Below are 16105 nucleotides of genomic sequence, written 5' to 3' on the forward strand. Positions count from 1 at the left end.
AATTCTTTGGCAGGCACCGTTTTGGCGGTGCCTGTTTCATTTGGGGCGATGTTATTGTCCGACCGGAAGATCTCGTGACTGTCTGAATTCTTTCAGGGCGTCAAGGAAACGGGCGCGGTCCTCGTGGCCAAGATAATCGATATAATATTCAAGCCACGGCATAGCGGGATGGCTGGCAAGGATGGCGTTGATCTCGCTGACAGCCCCGATACCGTTTTCCGACCGACTGCAGGCCACGCTGATATTCATCAGACGGGGTAGCCCCTGAATGGGCAACGACAATGTGTCGGATGCATCCTTTGCCTGACGGCGATGGAACTCGATTTCAACCGGATAGGCCAGCATCCAGTCAATGCGACCTATTTCCAGCATCATCGGAAAGCTTGACTGGTTATCAGTGCGCAAAACATTTGACGCATTAATCGCAGTTGCCAGAATGCTGTCAACTTCCGGTCCATAAGACCGGGCCTTTGCCAGTGCTGTATAGCGCGATGTATCGCCAAGCAGCGCGGCCAGATCGATCGTTCCGTTTGCCAGCATGTATGGCCGAAAGGAGTGGCGGGTGCTGCTTAGAACGACAACCGAAAGCGGCAGCAATGGTGCGACGGTGCCACTCATGGCGAAATCTTTTGCGCGTTCCGGGGTATGTTGGGTTCCGGGGATACAGATGGTTTTACCGCTTTCTCCCGCCGCGCGCATGGCATCATAGGCACTGCGCCGCGGCAGGATCTGCACCAGATGGTTATATTTGGGCATACGCGCGATAAACCAGTCCAGCATTTGCGCACCATAGCCGTTCAACCGACCCTCGACCTTTATGAAGCCCGGCGTGATGGCGTCTACGGCCCAGACAATATCCGTTCTGGTTTCCGCTGTTGATGGGGTCACGGGGGTAACACGCAGCGGCAAAGTTTCCTGCGCTATTGCCGCAGGTATTTGCGAAACCAGCATTGCCGAAATTCCGGCAATTATGAGGGAACTGAAATAGCGACTGCACATACCAATATACCCGGTCGCCAAGATGCGCGGGTCCGTGTTTTCATCCATGCTTATCCAAAAGTGGTGGGTCATCAGCATAGATCAATAGTCATACAATGGAAAATCGTGTTGCAGTCCGATTTAACCGAGGCAAAGGGGCTTGCATGTTGGATATGAGAAAGCGGATAGGTTTGGAAAACGGCCCGCAACACCCGGGCAGGCTTAGTCACTTTAGGATAGGGTGTTGTTTGGCGAGACATTGGGACGTGGTTTATTTTCTTGGCGTCAGAAGTGCCTCAAACTGTTTGGGGTCGATATAATGTGCCCGTGCCGCCACAAACCATTCGCGATCCTGAGGGGAAAGCCAGGCAGCATAAAAGTTGGTCCATGGCATGTCGGGATTGGTATCGACAATCTGGTTGATCCGGGAAATCGCTTGTTGGCCAGCCGGTGTTTTTGCACAGCCGATGGTCGCTTCAAGCAGGTTGGTATTGCCACGGATCGGCAATGATTTGATCATCTGGTTGGGCGCGATTTCCCGCCGGTAAAATTCCGCTTCGGACGGGAAATAGAATGTCCAGTCGATCCGGCCCAGTTCAAGAAGTTTCAATAGCTTGCTATCGTCGGCCACCGGCATGATTTGCGGGGCGTTGCGATATCTTTCGACATAATTGTCAATCAGTGTCCCGTAAGATCGCCCGATCCGAAGGGCGGTGGTCATATCCCCGTTCGCCATCAATTGGCCAAGCTGGATATGTCCTTCTTCGTCAAGGAAGGGTTTGAAATTTGCCTCGTCCTCCGCGCGGATGACGACGGAAATCGGCAGATGCAGCAGAATGGTCTTGGCAAAGCTGATATATTCGCGCCGTTCTTCGGTCGGGATCAGGGTCGTACTGCAACGGATATGACCGGGATGGTCATCGGCCGCCCCGTTGCGCATTTCCGCCAGAAGCCGCGCCAGAGGAACTTCCATGATTTCGTGCTGATAATCGTCAAGCCGCGCGGCAAACCAGTTCTGGGTATCGGAGGCATAACCGGTAAGTTTTCCATCTTCGGAAATGAAGGCCGGTGCAAAAGGCGGGACGGCCCAGGTCAGGATGCCCGGGGCATCAGCGTTAGCGACCGCTGCCATGAAGGGCAGGGCGACAAGTCCGATCAGACCGGATACGGCGCGATATTTGCGCCAACGCATCATCCGCAATCCCATGTTTTATTCCCGAATATACAAGGATCGTTATTGTTTTGTGATCAGGGTAGCGCCGAATTTATTAGCAAATTATGTAGGCTCTGCTATCCGAACGAAGGATTTCCCCTATCACTAGGTTTGGTCTTGAAATAGAAATTGCACTACCTCATGTGCAATAAGACCATTAGACTTTCGATAAGGGAATCTGAGCGGAATTGCTGTTTGGTGATCTGCATGTTCCTCGCTACGATGCTGCTGACGGGGATAACGAAAAACAAGACGGCTTTCATTGCTATGAGGCGGTAATGACCTTTGACAGACGTCCGCCATGGCTCGTTGCCATTTTATCCGTTCCGGCCGTTCGTCTTGCGGCGATGGTGTTTGTCTTGTGCGGGCTTTCGGCATGGAAGCAAAGCCCCGCTCATGCACAAACTGTCGATATCGTGACAACGCCTTTCCCACCCTATGTTGTTGTCAGTGAAGACAGCAATTATGTATCTGGCCCTGCGGTCGATGTTGTACACCAGATCTGCAATGACGCGAATATAGAATGCCGGATTACTGCGCAACCTTGGGCACGCGCCTTTGCCGCAGCACAGGCCCAGCCCGATACCCTGATTTTCAGTATCGCCCGTCGTTCCGATCGGGAAGGCCTGTTTCGATGGGTTGGTACGGTTTCTCCCTATCATGTAAGACTATTTTCACTGCGCGGTAGTGACGTGCCGGTGGGAACCAATTGGGACGCCTTGAAAACCTTCCGGATTGCTGGTCAGCTTAAGGACGTCAAGGCCGAGTTCCTGCAAAATCAGGGTTTTGATGTTGATTTCGTCCCTTCGGCCGAGGCAACCCTGCGGCTTCTTTATGCCGGTCGGGCTGATCTGGTGGCGGGGGATGCGCTTTCGCTGCCTTATCGGGCTGGAAGCCTTCAATACAATGTCGATCTTTTACAGGTCTCAGCCGAAATACCCGAACTTTCCAGCGAGCTTTATCTTGCCGCCAGCCGGTCAACCGATCCGAACATCGTTACCCGATTGGAAAATGCTTTGGGTGAGTTGAAAAAAAGCGGTGTTTATCAAAAGATATGGGCGCAATCCCTGCCCGAAGGTGTTCCTTCGAACTGATACATTCCGCCTTGTTGTGGCTTATGATCTTCCCTGTCTGTTCCCCCAAAAAGTGACCGGCCCCCAATGCGTAGCTGGGGGCCGGTCAAACCGCGCGGCGGGGTCGGGGGGAATGTCGCGCGGTTTTTCTGTTCTGCCAGAGGTCGCCGGGTTTTACGCCCCGTGATCGGCCGATTGCGGTGTACTATCCCGGCCAAATTTTTCTGCCAATCGTGCTTTCAGTTTCCGCCAGCCGATCCCCGCCTTGTGACGCATCATCAGCGCACAGGGGGTAAAGACCAGGGTCAGGACGGTGGCAAATGCCAGACCAAACGCAATGGATGTCGAAAGCTGGACCCACCATTGAGTAGAGGGCGCACCGATCGACATTGAACGTTCGGCAAAGTCGATATTGATCTGCAACACCATCGGTACCAGACCAAGGATCGTGGTAACAGTGGTCAGCATCACAGGACGCAAACGCTGTGCTCCGGTTTGCAGGATCGCGGTTTCGATACTGTCGGCACTGTGTTTGAGCCGATCAAACGTATCGATCAGAACGATGTTGTTGTTTACCACAATGCCGGCTAGTGCCACGACCCCGATCCCGTTCATGACAATTGAAAACGCCTGTCCGGTGATCATCAAGCCAAGGAACACACCGGCTGTTGACATCACAATCGCGATCATGATCAGAAGCGAACTGGATATGCTGTTGAACTGGGTTACCAGAATGACGAACATGATGAACAGAGCGACCGAAAAAGCGTTTTTCAGGAAGTCTGCAGATTTTTGCTGTTCTTCGTCCTGCCCCTTGAATTCGACCGAAACCCGCGGATCGATATCAAGGGTTTTCATCCATTCCTTGACCTCCTGGACCTTGGTGTCGACCAGAATGCCTTCGGCAACGTCGGCCTTCACCGTCAGGGCACGGCGGCTGTCAACGCGTGACAATGTCCCGGTTTTGGGCTTCGCCGTACGTTTGACGAAATTCGCCAGTGGTACCAGACCCTTGTCGGTCACGATCTGAAGACTTTGCAGTTCTTCAAGCGATCTGTGTTCAGCCGGATAACGCCCGACAATGTCAATTTCCTCGGTCGAATCATCCGGACGATAGGTCGAAAAATTGATCCCGTTGGTGACCAGTTTGATCACATTGCCGATCTGGGTGATATCCGCCCCAAATTTCAAGGCCTGTGCACGGTCGACAGTATATTCCCAGTCAATGCCCGGGGGCGATTTGCCGTCTTCGAAATTGTAAAGACCGCCCATTTCCTGCAATCCGGTCATCAGCATGGTTGCGGTTTCATCCAGCGCGTCGGGATAAAGCGAGCGCAACTGGATCTGGACATCCTTGCCTTGTGGCGGGCCTGCTTCGGCGGCGCGAATCTCGATCTGCAATCCGGCGAGATCGGCCGTTTCTTCAAGGATGCGATGTTCGATCTCGGTCGCTTTCGGGCGTGATTGCCAGTCGGCATATTCAAGCTGGATGACACCGATCACGTCTTCGGGGGTATCATTGCCGCCGCTGCTTGCACTGCGGCCCGAGCGGGCATAGACCGTATCAAACCAGTGTTCGCCTTCGTGCTTGGCATCAAGGCCCAGAATGCGGTCCTCGACTTCTTTGAGCAACGTATCCTGTTCATAGTAGGACATATTGCCGCGTGCACGTACCTGAACGGCGGCGACTTCGGGCTCGACCGCAGGGAAAAACTCCACCCCGCGACCAAATACCCCAAATGCCGCCCACACACCGATCAGGATGACAAATGCCATCGGCACAACCAGCCAATGCAACCGCAATGAACCTTTAAGCAGCCGGACATAAAAACCTGTCCCGCCCTTAAGGTCGCGCAAACGATCCATCCGGCCTGCGGCAACCGCGTCCAGTGCCTCGCTTGATGCCGAACCGGGCTTGCCAAACCATGCGCCCACCGTCGGCACAAAGATCAGGGCCATAACCAGCGATGCCGACAGGGTAAACAGAACCGTGATCGGCAGGAATTTCATGAACTCGCCGACGATATCGGGCCAGAATGCCAGCGGCAGGAAGGCCGCAAGCGTCGTTGCTGTGGATGCAATGATCGGCATCGCCATGCGTTTGGCCGCCAACGGATAGGCTTGCTTGCGCGGCAATCCGTCCAGCATCTTGCGATCAGCATATTCGGTTACAACAATTGCACCATCCACCAGCATCCCGACCGCAAGGATCAGACTGAACAGAACGACGATATTGACCGTCATGCCCAGAGCCCAAAGGATCAGAATAGCCGTCAGGAACGACCCCGGAATGGCAAGCCCTACCAAAAGTCCCGACCGCCAGCCCAGCGACCAGATCACCACCACCATCACCAGCAGGATCGCAAGGATCACACTGTTCTGAAGGTCGGTCAGCATGGTGCGGATATCTGATGATTTATCCTGCGAATAGCTGACGGTGACGTTGGGCGGGAAGGATTGGGCGGCGTCGGCGGTGACCGATTTGATGTTGTCGATCACATCAATGATGTTTTCGCCAACACGTTTGGAAACCTCGATTGCGATGGCTGATTGGCCGTTCAGGCGGGCAAAGCTTTCGGCATCCTTGAAAGTTCTGCGGACTTCGCCGATATCGCGGAACCGGATGACGGAATCCCCGTCGACGACCAGCGGCATATCAAGGATATCATTGACCGTTTCAAACAGGCCGGGAACCTTGATGTTGAAACGGCCCGATCCGGTATCGATGGCACCGGCCGCCACCAGTGCGTTTGAATTGCGGACCAGCGAAACGATATCGACACCGTTCAGGCGATAGGCCTCGACCTTCATCGGGTCGATGACAAATTCGACCAGTTCCTCGCGGTCACCGGCAAGGTTGGCTTCAAGGACCGCAGGGATGCCTTCGATGTCATCTTTCAGGTCGCGCGCCAGACGCAACAGGGTACGTTCGGGCACTTCACCGGCAAGTGTAACGACCAGAACCGGGAACAGCGACAGGTTGACCTCGTGAACTTCGGGGTCGTCAGTTTCGTCGGGCAGTTCGGATTTGGCAATGTCGACCCGTTCACGCACATCGGCAAGCGCGTCGTCAATATCGACATCTGAATAGAATTCAAGCGTGACCGATGCGCCATCCTGATAGGATTGCGACGTCATTTCCTTCACACCCTCGATGGTGCGAAGTTCCTGTTCCATTGGACGCAGCAAAAGCCGTTCGGCATCTTCGGGCGAAATACCGTCATGATGCATCGACACATAAAGGACCGGAATCTGCACATCCGGGTCGGCTTCTTTGGGGATCGCGTTGTACCCCACCCAACCGGTCACCAAAAGCAGGATCAGGGTCAGGATAACGGTGCGCGAACGGTCAAGCGCAATATCAATGAGGGACATTCTTCTGTCTCCGGTTCCTCAATGCCACGCTTATCGCGCGACCGTTTCCTTGGGGGCTGCTGCCATGTCCTGCGTTCCTTCGGACCGATTGTCTGCCTCAAGGCGGCTGACATCGACAGTCGCACCCTCCTTGACCCAGTCATGGCCGACAACGATCAGGTCGATCTTATCGGGCAACCCGCCGATCCAGATACCGTCACGGTTCCCGCCCTGAAGCTGCACCGGATAAAACGCAACCTTGTCCTCATCGACAATTCCGCGCACGCCGACCTGTCCTTCGTCATTGAGCGTCAAAACCGACGGGACAACGCGATGGGCCATCTTGGTGCCAATCGGGATTTGCAATTCCGAGGTCATGCCGTCAGGGATGCTCAGATCGGTGTTCTCGATTTCGACCTCGACCCGATAGGTCCGGGTTGAATTGTCTGAAACGCGGGAAACATACCGCACAACGCCATCGGCCTCGCGACCATCAAACAGCGTGATATGTGCGAGCTGTCCGTTCTGGATATCGCCAATCGAATGTTCGGGAACATGGGCAACTACCAGCATCGGGTCCGCCTGGATCAGGGTCGCGACCGGATCGCCAATCGACAGAAGATCACCGATTTCCGCCGGGCGGTCTTCGACGACACCGTCGAACGGGGCATGGATTTCGGTATGGGTCAGTTCGATCTGTGCGAGTTTCAAATCCGCGCGCGCCTCTTCCAGAAGCGCCTTGGTTTCCGCAACGCCGGTTTTCGAACGGTAATTCTTTTCTGCAAGGCTTTTGGCGGCACTGTTTTCAAGTTCGCGCTGGGCCACAAGGGCGCGCGCCTTTTCAACACGGGCCAAACGGTCTTCAACCGCCAGCTTGACCAGAAGGTCTCCTTTCTTCACCCGTTGTCCCTTGACCGCGCCGATCTGTTCGACGGTTGCATCAATCTGGGCACGGATTTCAACCGACACAACGGCTTCGGTGCGTCCCGAAATACGCAGCATATCGACATGTTCGACGGCTTCGCTGGTTCTGACGCGGACGGCGGCACGTGGGGCGTGCCCGGCTGATGGTGATTCCGTCGGAATCGGGGCGGCATTTTCGTCCATGCCGGATGCGGATGTTTCCGCCGTCTCGGCCGGTTCGTCCCCGGCCAGTAATCCCGATCCAACCCAAAGTACAGCCCCAAGGGCAAGTACGATGGCGACAAGGCGTGAAGCATTCATGGTTCAATTCCCTCAGATATGCCCAAACGGAATGCGTGTGGCACTTGATACGGTGGCGCGTTCAGGGTGACCTTGCGGTTCTTGTTGTTGTTGTTTCTGGTATTGTTTTTATTCTTATCGACAGGTCAGGCTTTCTTGTCTTTGCGAGTTCGCAATTCCTCGATCAGACCTGCCTTGTTCTGGCGGATGAAGTTAAGGGTCGCTTCGCACATTGCCTGTCCAAGTCCGGCGACAAAGCGGCACCCGGGGGTTGGTTGGCCGTCTTCATCGCGACCATGGGCAAGCGGACATTCATCCTTTTGCGGATTGTCCGGATCGATATCGATTTTCATCATTTCGTGACGGGCGGCGAATTCATCGATCAGGGCCTCGGTCAGCTCGATCGGCAATTCCTCGGCAAAGGTCAGCATGAACAGGATGTCGGACCGGTAACGATCCTCGCCCGGACGGGTCTGCAAAAGTGTCCGCAGGAATGTCCGGCGGCCTTCACTGGTCAGCTGGTAAACCTTTTTGTCGGGACGATTTTCCTGTTCGCGTTCGACAAAGGTTACCATGCCGTCCTGCGTCAGCTTGGTCAGGGCCGGATAGATCGAACCAAGAGACGCGATCTGAAAATGGCTGAAAGTACCATCTTCAAACATTTTGCGAATCTCGTATCCGGTTGCTTCACCACCCATCAGGGCGCCAAGGCACAAAGTGCGCACATCCATATTCTGTTTGGTATCCATCCTGTTATGCATCTCGATCCGATTGCCATTCCGGCGGGGGAAGATGCTGGAATGACTATATCAGTTCGATATATATCGATTCTTAGTATATCGAACTGATATAGTCAATTTAATACGCGTTGTAGTTTCATGACGATCGATGCAGGTGGTTTGTTACAAAACTGACGAATGTTTCATCATCCGTTTTGGGGCAGCCATGCTGGTCCAAGAACCAAACTGTCTGATTTCGCCTGTTCGGGCGTCCGGCTGTGCATTGTCGGACGCCGATTGTGTTTGTTTGTGCATATTGAAACGATAGTGCAGGCATGTGTGTCGGCTTAAAATCGAATGGCGAATAATTGCGGGTAGCTTGATATGATGGCGGAATTCGCCAGATACGTGGACATTACGATCGCAGCAGTTGGATTGGTGCAGGGTTTATTCCTTTGTTTTCTATTGCGCGCCGAAGGTGTGCGTGCGTTTGCTGCCAATCGCTGGATGATGCTTTTCCTAGGCGCCGTGATGCTCAATCTGTTTAACGATGTTACCAAGCGCATGCTTCCTGCCGAGGCGGAAGAAATGATTGTGCTGTTCTTCTTTCCGGCCAATTTTGTGATAGTGCCCGCTATATATCTTTATTTCCGGGAGATTTCCGGCACACCATCTACACGGCCGTGGATACATTTCGTTTTGGTTGGTGTGATCTTTAATGTTATTGCTTGGCTTCTCAGTTTTGAAGCTGATGGGCCGAACGCACCTTCCCGCGATGTTATGCTGTCATTTGTGATCAGGCGGGTTTGTTGGTTCACGTTTTTTGCGCAGTCGGCCTTTTATATTGTGCTGCTGTGGAATGTATCGCAGCGCTATTTTCACCAGACTCAGGAACAGCTTGGTGCTGATCGCAATGCAATGCGCCGTTGGATCATCGTCATTCTGGGCGGTGTAAGTCTGATTTTCGTAACAGTTTTACTAAGCTGGATTGCATCCCGTTATTTACCCCAAGACCTTGCCATGTCGGGTGCGGGGCTTGCATTTGTGCTGGTGCTGTTTGCCATGACTTACGTGATCGCGACGCAGCCGGTGTTGTTTGTCATGGCTGACTGGCCCGGTGAGGGCGAGGTGATTGATATCCCCGATTCAGTAGATGCGAAAGGTCCTCCTGCTGCCGGTCCGATCAACTCCGGATATGGGGAAGTTTCGCAGCCGGATATTCCGAGCTTTCCGCGTCCTTTGCTTGATGAGGACGGGGCAGCAATCATATGCCGACGGCTTGATAATATTCGCAAACGTGGAGACCTGCTGTTTGATCCCCTGATATCTATGCCAAAGCTTGCGCGCGCGGTAGGCGTCTCACCCAATCAGCTATCATATGTATTAAACCATCATATTGGGCAGAAGTTCTTCAACTACGTCAATAGTGCAAGGGTCGAAGAAGCTCGCGCGGTACTTATCGCCGAGCCGGACCGAACCATTCTTGATGTGGCGCTGAGTGTGGGGTTCAATTCGAAATCGACCTTCAATCTGGCCTTTAAGACGTTAACCGGAGAGACGCCAAGTGCGGTTCGGGATTCTGCGCGCCATGTGTCAGACATGACTGACCCACCACCAGAACAACAGTCTGATGATCAAACCCGGGTGCCGATTTCGCTTGGCCCGACATATTGACCAGACATTGAAGCGATAAATTTGGCGCGCGGTCTAAGCAGGCATGCGCAAATCCGAAAACTGAAAAGCACGGATAAGACAGGTTCATGAACGACATATATGACTATCTTGATCTGATTGTGGCTGTAGCTGGCATCGCGCAGGCAGCATTCCTTTGCCTGCTGTTGCGTTCCGAGGGCGCGCGCGCGTTCCGCGCCAATCGCTGGATGATGCTTTTCCTGACTTCCGTGGCGTTCAACCTGTTCGAAGATGTCGCCGAGGTTTTCTTTTCCCCGCAGAGCTATCAGGTTGTCGAAATGATATTCATTCCGGCAAATTTCCTGATTGCCCCGGCTGTTTATCTTTACTTCCGCGAAGTTTCGGGCGTGCCGTCCCGTCAGCCTTGGGTACATTTTGTGTTGGCAGGTGTGGTTCTGAACCTCATGGCATGGTCGATCACCAATGGCATGCCCATTTCTGATAATTTCCAACATAGTTTTACTGTTCCTGCCGCCATCAGCAGTTTTTGCTGGTTTGCGATTTTCGCGCAGGCGGGGACTTATGTTTTGCTGATCTGGAAGGTAGCGCATCGGTATTTCCGTCAGGCACAGGAACAGCTCGGAGCGGATCGCAACGCGATGCGCCGCTGGATGGCGGTCATTCTCGGTGGTGTGAGCCTGATCTTCCTGACGGCCCTTATGGGTAAGATTGCGGCATTTTACTATGTTGAAGACTTGGCGATGTCGGGAACCGGGGTGGCATTTTTGCTACTGCTGTTCGCGCTTAGCTATGAGATTGCGACCCAGCCAGTTTTGTTCGTCATGCCCGATTGGCCGGGCGACGGTGAGGTGGATGAAGAGGACCTGACCGAACCAGTACACGGCTCGGAAAGCAATGCTGTTTCTGCAGCGGTTCCTGCTGCGCCTTCTCTGCCGGGTTCCGAGGCGGAGCCGATCACGCGGCCGTTGCTTGACGATGACGGCGTGGCATTGGCGCGAAGGCGGCTTGATGAGATTCGCAAGCGCGGAGATCTGCTGCTGGACCCGCTGGTTTCCCTTCCGAAGCTTGCCCGTGCCATCGGGGTTTCACCCAATCAGTTATCTTATGTTTTGAACCATCATATCGGGCAGAATTTCTTTGATTATGTCAATGGTGCGAGGATCGAGGAAGCCCGTGCAGTACTGATTGCCGAGCCGGACCGCACCATCCTGGATGTGGCGCTAAGTGTTGGTTTCAATTCGAAATCGACCTTTAATCTGGCGTTCAAAAAGCTGACCGGGGATACGCCAAGTGCGGTGCGGGCGAACGCGCGGGCCATCGCAGAATCGCAAGCGTCCGGAGTGACACCGGACGGGGCGGATGGGCAGGGCCGGACGTCGGGCGCAGCGCAATAGGGCAGGGTTGGCAGGATTTCAAAACAGGAACCTGCCGACATGATCCAACCGAAAAACCATTTCAAGCCCAGCCATAATGCCAGTAGCAAACCCGGCGAAAACAATGACCGAAACACGGTCGTTCGAGACGGCAACGTCATAAACGCCGCCGAGCGCCATGATGATGGTCTTCGGAATGTGCAGCGTATCCGCAAGCGAACCTTGCGGATCGGCGGTCTGATGATGCTTCTTTTGGTGACGCTCGCACAGGCAAGTTGGCAACGCAAAACAAACATCCATGATGTGATCGAGGCGACCGGGATTATCGCCATCATGATCTGCATCGTCGGGCGTGGCTGGTGCGCACTTTATATCGGCGGGCGCAAAAAGACCGAACTTGTGATGACCGGTCCCTATTCCCTGTGCCGCAATCCGCTTTATCTGTTTTCGATCATTGGTGCATTCGGCGCAGGGGCGGAAAGCGGCAGCATTGTGATTGCCGGACTGTTTGCCATTGTCTGCTGGATTGTCCTGCGCGAGGTGACTCTGCGCGAGGAGGCGGTGTTAAAGCAGAGTTTCGGCCCGCGATATTACCGTTACCTGATTACGGTGCCACGGTTTCGCCCGGCGACGTTCCGATGGCGCGATGAAAGTCCGCTGATCTGTCAGCCGCCCGTTTTCCTGCGCACCATTCGCGATGGCTGCTGGTTTCTGATCGCCGGGCCGCTGCTGGAGGGGGTAAAAGTCATGCAGGAACAGGGCTGGATCACGCCGCTGGTGTATTTACCCTAATGCTGGCTGGCGCCACCATTGGCAATTGGTGGTTTGGCGGGGGTGCCCGGCCTGCCAAGAAGGGCTTCGCGTTCTTCCTCGCGCAGCGGATCGGCATCAAGAACCAGTGCCGCATCAAGGGCGGCGGGATCGACAATCAGGATTTCTTCCTCCATGTCGCGGCTGCCTTCGACCAGAACCGGGATGCGGCATTCGATCTTTTTATAGGTCCGGGTGGCGGCCATTGCATCAAGTTCCTCAGTGGTTTCGACCTCGTAAATGCCGGGCGGAAACAGCCGGTTATGCCCGGTCAGACGAAACGGGTGATAGAAGGTAACACTGCGATGCGTGGTGCGGGTGATCGTCATGATCATGGCTCCTTCGGGCTTCCGGAATGGACCAAAGGCCAAGCTTCCGGCAGTTTCGCGCGACCGTGTAACGGGCGGATCTAATCCGCTCCTGCTCGCCCCAAAACAGCATGATTGCCGGTCTTTATGTGCGTCCTGCGCGAGAAGTCAAACCGGCTTTCTCTCTTAAATATGGTGAGCGTCCCGCAGTTTCGCAAATGGGGTGGTTCTGTTTGGCGGGATGTGGGGGACGAGATAAGAAAAAATGCGACAGGCAATCAGTTAGTGATCTGGCGGGTTCGCATCCATAGGAGAGTAATGTGCCCGCCCTATTGCATAAAGCGACAGCCGCAAATCACACCCCGCGCAGGTTGCCCCAGACATGGACGTGCCATTGCGGCAGGACACGGATGTTAAACCAGCCGCGTTCAGATACCTGATCCACCAGCCAGCGATAGCGTTCCGTCAGTCCCGCAATATCAACGCCATTCGCCCCGTCCGGATGTGGCTCGGCAGGTGTGGTATTGACCGGTTGCAGGCAGACCGGGATATCGGGGTGCAGTTTGCGGACATGGTCGGCAAACATCAAATCGGCATCATCGCGGATCGGGAATTTAAGCGTGATCGCCGGACCGTCAAGCACGCCATTGGCGCGCGCGGCATTAATGCAGCCGGCAAGGGCGCGCGGGTCAAAATCGGTACTGCTGCTTGGTGGTTTGGGGCTTAGCGTCAGGTAATCAAGATCGGCAAACCAGTCACGCGCGATGCTGCCCTGGGTTTCGATGGCAAAGGTAAAGCCATTGCGTTTGCCAAGCGCAATCAACCCGCCCAGCGGCTGGATCGCCGGGTTGCCACCCGAAAGGGTCACAAGGATCGGTTTGCCGCCCGAAAGGGTGCGGACGCGATCCATGACCTCAGCCGCCGTATTCGGTTTCCATTCGGCGCGAAAGGCCGGATCGACGGCATAAAGCGTATCGCACCATGAACAGCGAAAATCGCATCCCCCGGTGCGGACAAACACTGTCGGCATGCCGATCAGCGCCCCTTCGCCCTGCACGGTAGGCCCGAAAATTTCCGATATGCGGATTTTATCGGATGCCAGCTCTGTTCCAAGCTCTGGTGCAAGTTCCGTCCCGCTCATGGTCGGTATTCCGCCCATGTTTTCGGGGTTTCGGAAACGCGCACTGCACTGACTTCAGGCCAGCGGTCATGCGCCCATTCGTAAAAGAACAGGGCAAGCCGTTCGGCGGTGGCGTGATCGTGGCCAAGGACCTCGTTCAGGTGGCGGTGATCAAACTCGTCATCGATCATTTTCTTGAGCGGGCCGAGTTCACGGTAATCGCGCACGAACCCCCGCGCATCAAGCTCCGCACCGCGAAGCTCGACTTCGACAATGTAATTATGCCCGTGCAGGCGCGAACAGGGATGATCGGCATCAAGCCCGGCCAATTGATGGCTGGCGGAAAAGGCGAATTGTTTGGTGATGGTAAACATCATAATGGCTTTCGATACGGCGCGCCCGTGCCCGCGATGCGGCGGAGGGCTTGCGGCCGGGTTGTGTCTGTGAGTCTGCGGTGCGAAAGACTGGGCTCCCGCCTGCGCGGGAGTGATGGTTTTGGTGGGATTACCTTACCTTCGTCATGCCCGCCAAAGCGGACATCCATCGTGCCCCACCATGCTTGGTCCAGCGGCTTTTAGTCCCCGGAAGGTTGCACTTCCGCCTCTGCCCCAAGGCTGCGCGCCATATGCTCCGCCCTTGCCTGTTTCCAGTAATCGCGATCGACATAAACCGTCGGATCGGGCACACGGGCAAGCTCAAGCGCCTCGCGCCGCTCGACGCAGGTACTGCATCGCCCGCAATGGGTTTCACCCCCCTTGTAGCACGACCATGTGCGATCAATCGGCACGCCAAGACGCCCGGCCTCGGCGGCGATATCGGCCTTTGATCCGCGGAGGAACGGGGTATAAAGCGACACGTCGCGCACACCCTCAAGGGCGTGGTTCTGCATGGTCTGGAACGATTTGATGAAATCGGGGCGGCAATCGGGATAGATGAAATGATCCCCGCCATGAACCGCGGCTGCCACCGCATCCGCCCCGGCGGAGGCCGCAGCCCCGAATGCGACGGCAAGCATGATGGCATTACGGTTGGGCACCACGGTGATGCGCATGGTTTCTTCGGCATAATGGCCGTCGGGCACATCGATATCATCAGATGTCAATGACGACCCGGTCAGGAGTGCGCCAACCGGCGTCAGATCAACAATGTGATGTTTGACGCCAAGATCGCGTGCGGCACGCGCGGCGTAATCAAGTTCCTTTTTATGGCGTTGGCCATAATCGAACGAGATCAGGGAATGCAGTTTATGCTCGGCCGCGACTTTATGGGCCAGCGTAACGGAATCCAGCCCGCCAGAGCAGACGACAATCGTCTTCATATGTCATGTCTTTCGTGTTTTTAACCTGGTGCTACGACAGGGGAAGGAAACATCCCTTCCAAGGCGCGCGGTTTGACACGAAGGTTTGCGGAAATCAAGGGAAAAACGCTGCTTTTAGGCGCGGTTTACCCCTTCACCCCGGCAAGTACATGAAAACAAATCGGAACCTGAAAATGCCCGTCCGTGACATAAGGACGGAGCGCTTCGAACATCGCGGCGTCAATCGCCCCGCGTTCCGCATCCGACGCTTTGCGCAATTGCGGCCCAAACAGCATTTCCATCTGCGGCTTCCAGAATGCCGCGCGTTCCGGGATGCGCCCGGCGGGGCTGTGGGTGGTGAGGGTGACATCACCAAACCCGGCGCGTGCCATGCGCGCGGTCGCCGACGCTGGATCGGCAAAACCAAACAGGTCAAGCCCGGCATCGGCAAACCCGGTCCCCAGCATATTGCCCAGAACCCCATCCATGGCGGCAAATAACGGATTATCAATCAGCGGTGCCCACAGCATGAAAGCCGCCCGGCCATCTGTACGCAACACCCGGTTGGCATCGCGAAGCGCGGCATCGGGATCATTGCAGAACATCACGCCAAACCGGCACGAAATCGCATCCATCGTGCCCGCCCCAAAGGGCAGCTTTTCCATGTCGGCGGCAACCACCGACAGATTGCCAATCCCCTCCGCTCCGGCGCGTTCTGCAAGGCCGGCACACATGCCCGGCACAATGTCGGATGCAATCATATGGCCGTGCAGGCCTGCCCCATCCTCACCAGCCAGCATTTGCGCAATCCCGAAGGCCGGCTCCCCAACCCCGGACGCCAGATCAAGCACGGTCAATCCCCGCTCGTCAGCGGCACGCGCCAAAGCCGACAGATCAAGTGCCGCGATCAGATGCCGGTTGATCTTCTGTGCTGCGGGGGCCAGTTGATCGGCCCAGTTCAGCCAGTCTGAGGAGAGTTGGTGCCACACTTTAAAAATGCTCTT

General features: G+C 55.3%; 14 protein-coding genes. 4 read left to right on the forward strand and 10 right to left on the reverse strand.

The features are described 5' to 3' along the window. Positions 1 to 51: 51 nt before the first annotated feature. Both J7395_RS10500 and J7395_RS10505 read right to left on the reverse strand, forming a co-directional pair. The gene (locus J7395_RS10500; RefSeq protein WP_209221422.1) at positions 52 to 951 is read right to left on the reverse strand and encodes a hypothetical protein; all 900 of its coding nucleotides are present in this window, start codon (positions 949 to 951) and stop codon (positions 52 to 54) included. Between the two features lie 298 nt (positions 952 to 1249). Next, the gene (locus tag J7395_RS10505) at positions 1250 to 2173 is read right to left on the reverse strand and encodes a transporter substrate-binding domain-containing protein (protein WP_247742084.1); all 924 of its coding nucleotides are present in this window, start codon (positions 2171 to 2173) and stop codon (positions 1250 to 1252) included. A 296-nt stretch (positions 2174 to 2469) separates the two neighbouring features. On the opposite strand from J7395_RS10505, the gene J7395_RS10510 reads away from it, so the two are divergent. Beyond that, a complete protein-coding gene (locus tag J7395_RS10510; RefSeq protein WP_209221424.1) occupies positions 2470 to 3285 on the forward strand; it encodes a transporter substrate-binding domain-containing protein in 816 nt (271 codons plus the stop codon). A 153-nt stretch (positions 3286 to 3438) separates the two neighbouring features. Here J7395_RS10510 and J7395_RS10515 read toward each other — a convergent pair whose 3' ends face one another. The 3 genes from J7395_RS10515 to J7395_RS10525 all read right to left on the reverse strand — a co-directional run bounded on the left by J7395_RS10515 (position 3439) and on the right by J7395_RS10525 (position 8570). Further along, the gene (locus J7395_RS10515) at positions 3439 to 6639 is read right to left on the reverse strand and encodes an efflux RND transporter permease subunit (RefSeq protein WP_209221425.1); all 3201 of its coding nucleotides are present in this window, start codon (positions 6637 to 6639) and stop codon (positions 3439 to 3441) included. 30 nt (positions 6640 to 6669) lie between these two features. Beyond that, positions 6670 to 7842 (reverse strand): efflux RND transporter periplasmic adaptor subunit, encoded by a 1173-nt coding sequence (locus tag J7395_RS10520; protein ID WP_209221426.1) that lies wholly within the window; start codon positions 7840 to 7842, stop codon positions 6670 to 6672. A 125-nt stretch (positions 7843 to 7967) separates the two neighbouring features. Further along, positions 7968 to 8570: a PadR family transcriptional regulator gene (locus J7395_RS10525; RefSeq protein ID WP_114111674.1), complete on the reverse strand. Its 603-nt coding sequence runs from the start codon at positions 8568 to 8570 to the stop codon at positions 7968 to 7970. 354 nt (positions 8571 to 8924) lie between these two features. Between J7395_RS10525 and J7395_RS10530 the strand changes: the two genes are divergently transcribed. The 3 genes from J7395_RS10530 to J7395_RS10540 all read left to right on the forward strand — a co-directional run bounded on the left by J7395_RS10530 (position 8925) and on the right by J7395_RS10540 (position 12358). Then, a complete protein-coding gene (locus tag J7395_RS10530; protein ID WP_209221427.1) occupies positions 8925 to 10214 on the forward strand; it encodes a helix-turn-helix domain-containing protein in 1290 nt (429 codons plus the stop codon). 86 nt (positions 10215 to 10300) lie between these two features. After that, positions 10301 to 11587 (forward strand): helix-turn-helix domain-containing protein, encoded by a 1287-nt coding sequence (locus J7395_RS10535; protein WP_062960977.1) that lies wholly within the window; start codon positions 10301 to 10303, stop codon positions 11585 to 11587. Between the two features lie 39 nt (positions 11588 to 11626). Next, entirely contained in the window at positions 11627 to 12358 is a 732-nt protein-coding gene (locus J7395_RS10540; protein ID WP_209221428.1) for an isoprenylcysteine carboxylmethyltransferase family protein, read from the forward strand. Here the strand turns inward: J7395_RS10540 and J7395_RS10545 are convergent. The 5 genes from J7395_RS10545 to J7395_RS10565 all read right to left on the reverse strand — a co-directional run bounded on the left by J7395_RS10545 (position 12355) and on the right by J7395_RS10565 (position 16090). Beyond that, a complete protein-coding gene (locus J7395_RS10545; RefSeq protein WP_209221429.1) occupies positions 12355 to 12705 on the reverse strand; it encodes a hypothetical protein in 351 nt (116 codons plus the stop codon). The genes J7395_RS10540 and J7395_RS10545 overlap by 4 nt on opposite strands. A 334-nt stretch (positions 12706 to 13039) precedes the next feature. Continuing rightward, entirely contained in the window at positions 13040 to 13825 is a 786-nt protein-coding gene (gene queE, locus J7395_RS10550) for a 7-carboxy-7-deazaguanine synthase QueE (RefSeq protein ID WP_209221430.1), read from the reverse strand. After that, a complete protein-coding gene (queD, locus tag J7395_RS10555) occupies positions 13822 to 14181 on the reverse strand; it encodes a 6-carboxytetrahydropterin synthase QueD (protein WP_231887036.1) in 360 nt (119 codons plus the stop codon). Before queD ends, queE begins: the two co-directional genes overlap by 4 nt. 197 nt (positions 14182 to 14378) lie before the next feature. Beyond that, positions 14379 to 15122, reverse strand: a complete 744-nt coding sequence (queC, locus tag J7395_RS10560; protein ID WP_209221431.1) for a 7-cyano-7-deazaguanine synthase QueC — start codon at positions 15120 to 15122, stop codon at positions 14379 to 14381. 125 nt (positions 15123 to 15247) lie between these two features. Further along, on the reverse strand, positions 15248 to 16090 hold the full coding sequence (locus tag J7395_RS10565; RefSeq protein ID WP_348541223.1) for a methyltransferase domain-containing protein: 843 nt from the start codon (positions 16088 to 16090) through the stop codon (positions 15248 to 15250). Positions 16091 to 16105 lie beyond the last annotated feature (15 nt).

It is taken from the genome of Thalassospira sp. A3_1 (assembly GCF_017744215.1).
Classification (GTDB): Bacteria; Pseudomonadota; Alphaproteobacteria; order Rhodospirillales; family Thalassospiraceae; genus Thalassospira; species Thalassospira lucentensis_A.

Excerpts from the sequence above, each read along its gene's own strand:
- J7395_RS10500 (WP_209221422.1), bottom strand. The coding sequence starts at position 951 with ATGCTGGTTTCGCAAATACCTGCGGCAATAGCGCAGGAAACTTTGCCG.
- J7395_RS10505 (WP_247742084.1), bottom strand. The coding sequence starts at position 2,173 with ATGATGCGTTGGCGCAAATATCGCGCCGTATCCGGTCTGATCGGACTT.
- J7395_RS10510 (WP_209221424.1), top strand. The coding sequence starts at position 2,470 with ATGACCTTTGACAGACGTCCGCCATGGCTCGTTGCCATTTTATCCGTT.
- J7395_RS10515 (WP_209221425.1), bottom strand. The coding sequence starts at position 6,639 with ATGTCCCTCATTGATATTGCGCTTGACCGTTCGCGCACCGTTATCCTG.
- J7395_RS10520 (WP_209221426.1), bottom strand. The coding sequence starts at position 7,842 with ATGAATGCTTCACGCCTTGTCGCCATCGTACTTGCCCTTGGGGCTGTA.
- J7395_RS10525 (WP_114111674.1), bottom strand. The coding sequence starts at position 8,570 with ATGGATACCAAACAGAATATGGATGTGCGCACTTTGTGCCTTGGCGCC.
- J7395_RS10530 (WP_209221427.1), top strand. The coding sequence starts at position 8,925 with ATGATGGCGGAATTCGCCAGATACGTGGACATTACGATCGCAGCAGTT.
- J7395_RS10535 (WP_062960977.1), top strand. The coding sequence starts at position 10,301 with ATGAACGACATATATGACTATCTTGATCTGATTGTGGCTGTAGCTGGC.
- J7395_RS10540 (WP_209221428.1), top strand. The coding sequence starts at position 11,627 with ATGATCCAACCGAAAAACCATTTCAAGCCCAGCCATAATGCCAGTAGC.
- J7395_RS10545 (WP_209221429.1), bottom strand. The coding sequence starts at position 12,705 with ATGACGATCACCCGCACCACGCATCGCAGTGTTACCTTCTATCACCCG.
- queE (WP_209221430.1), bottom strand. The coding sequence starts at position 13,825 with ATGAGCGGGACGGAACTTGCACCAGAGCTTGGAACAGAGCTGGCATCC.
- queD (WP_231887036.1), bottom strand. The coding sequence starts at position 14,181 with ATGATGTTTACCATCACCAAACAATTCGCCTTTTCCGCCAGCCATCAA.
- queC (WP_209221431.1), bottom strand. The coding sequence starts at position 15,122 with ATGAAGACGATTGTCGTCTGCTCTGGCGGGCTGGATTCCGTTACGCTG.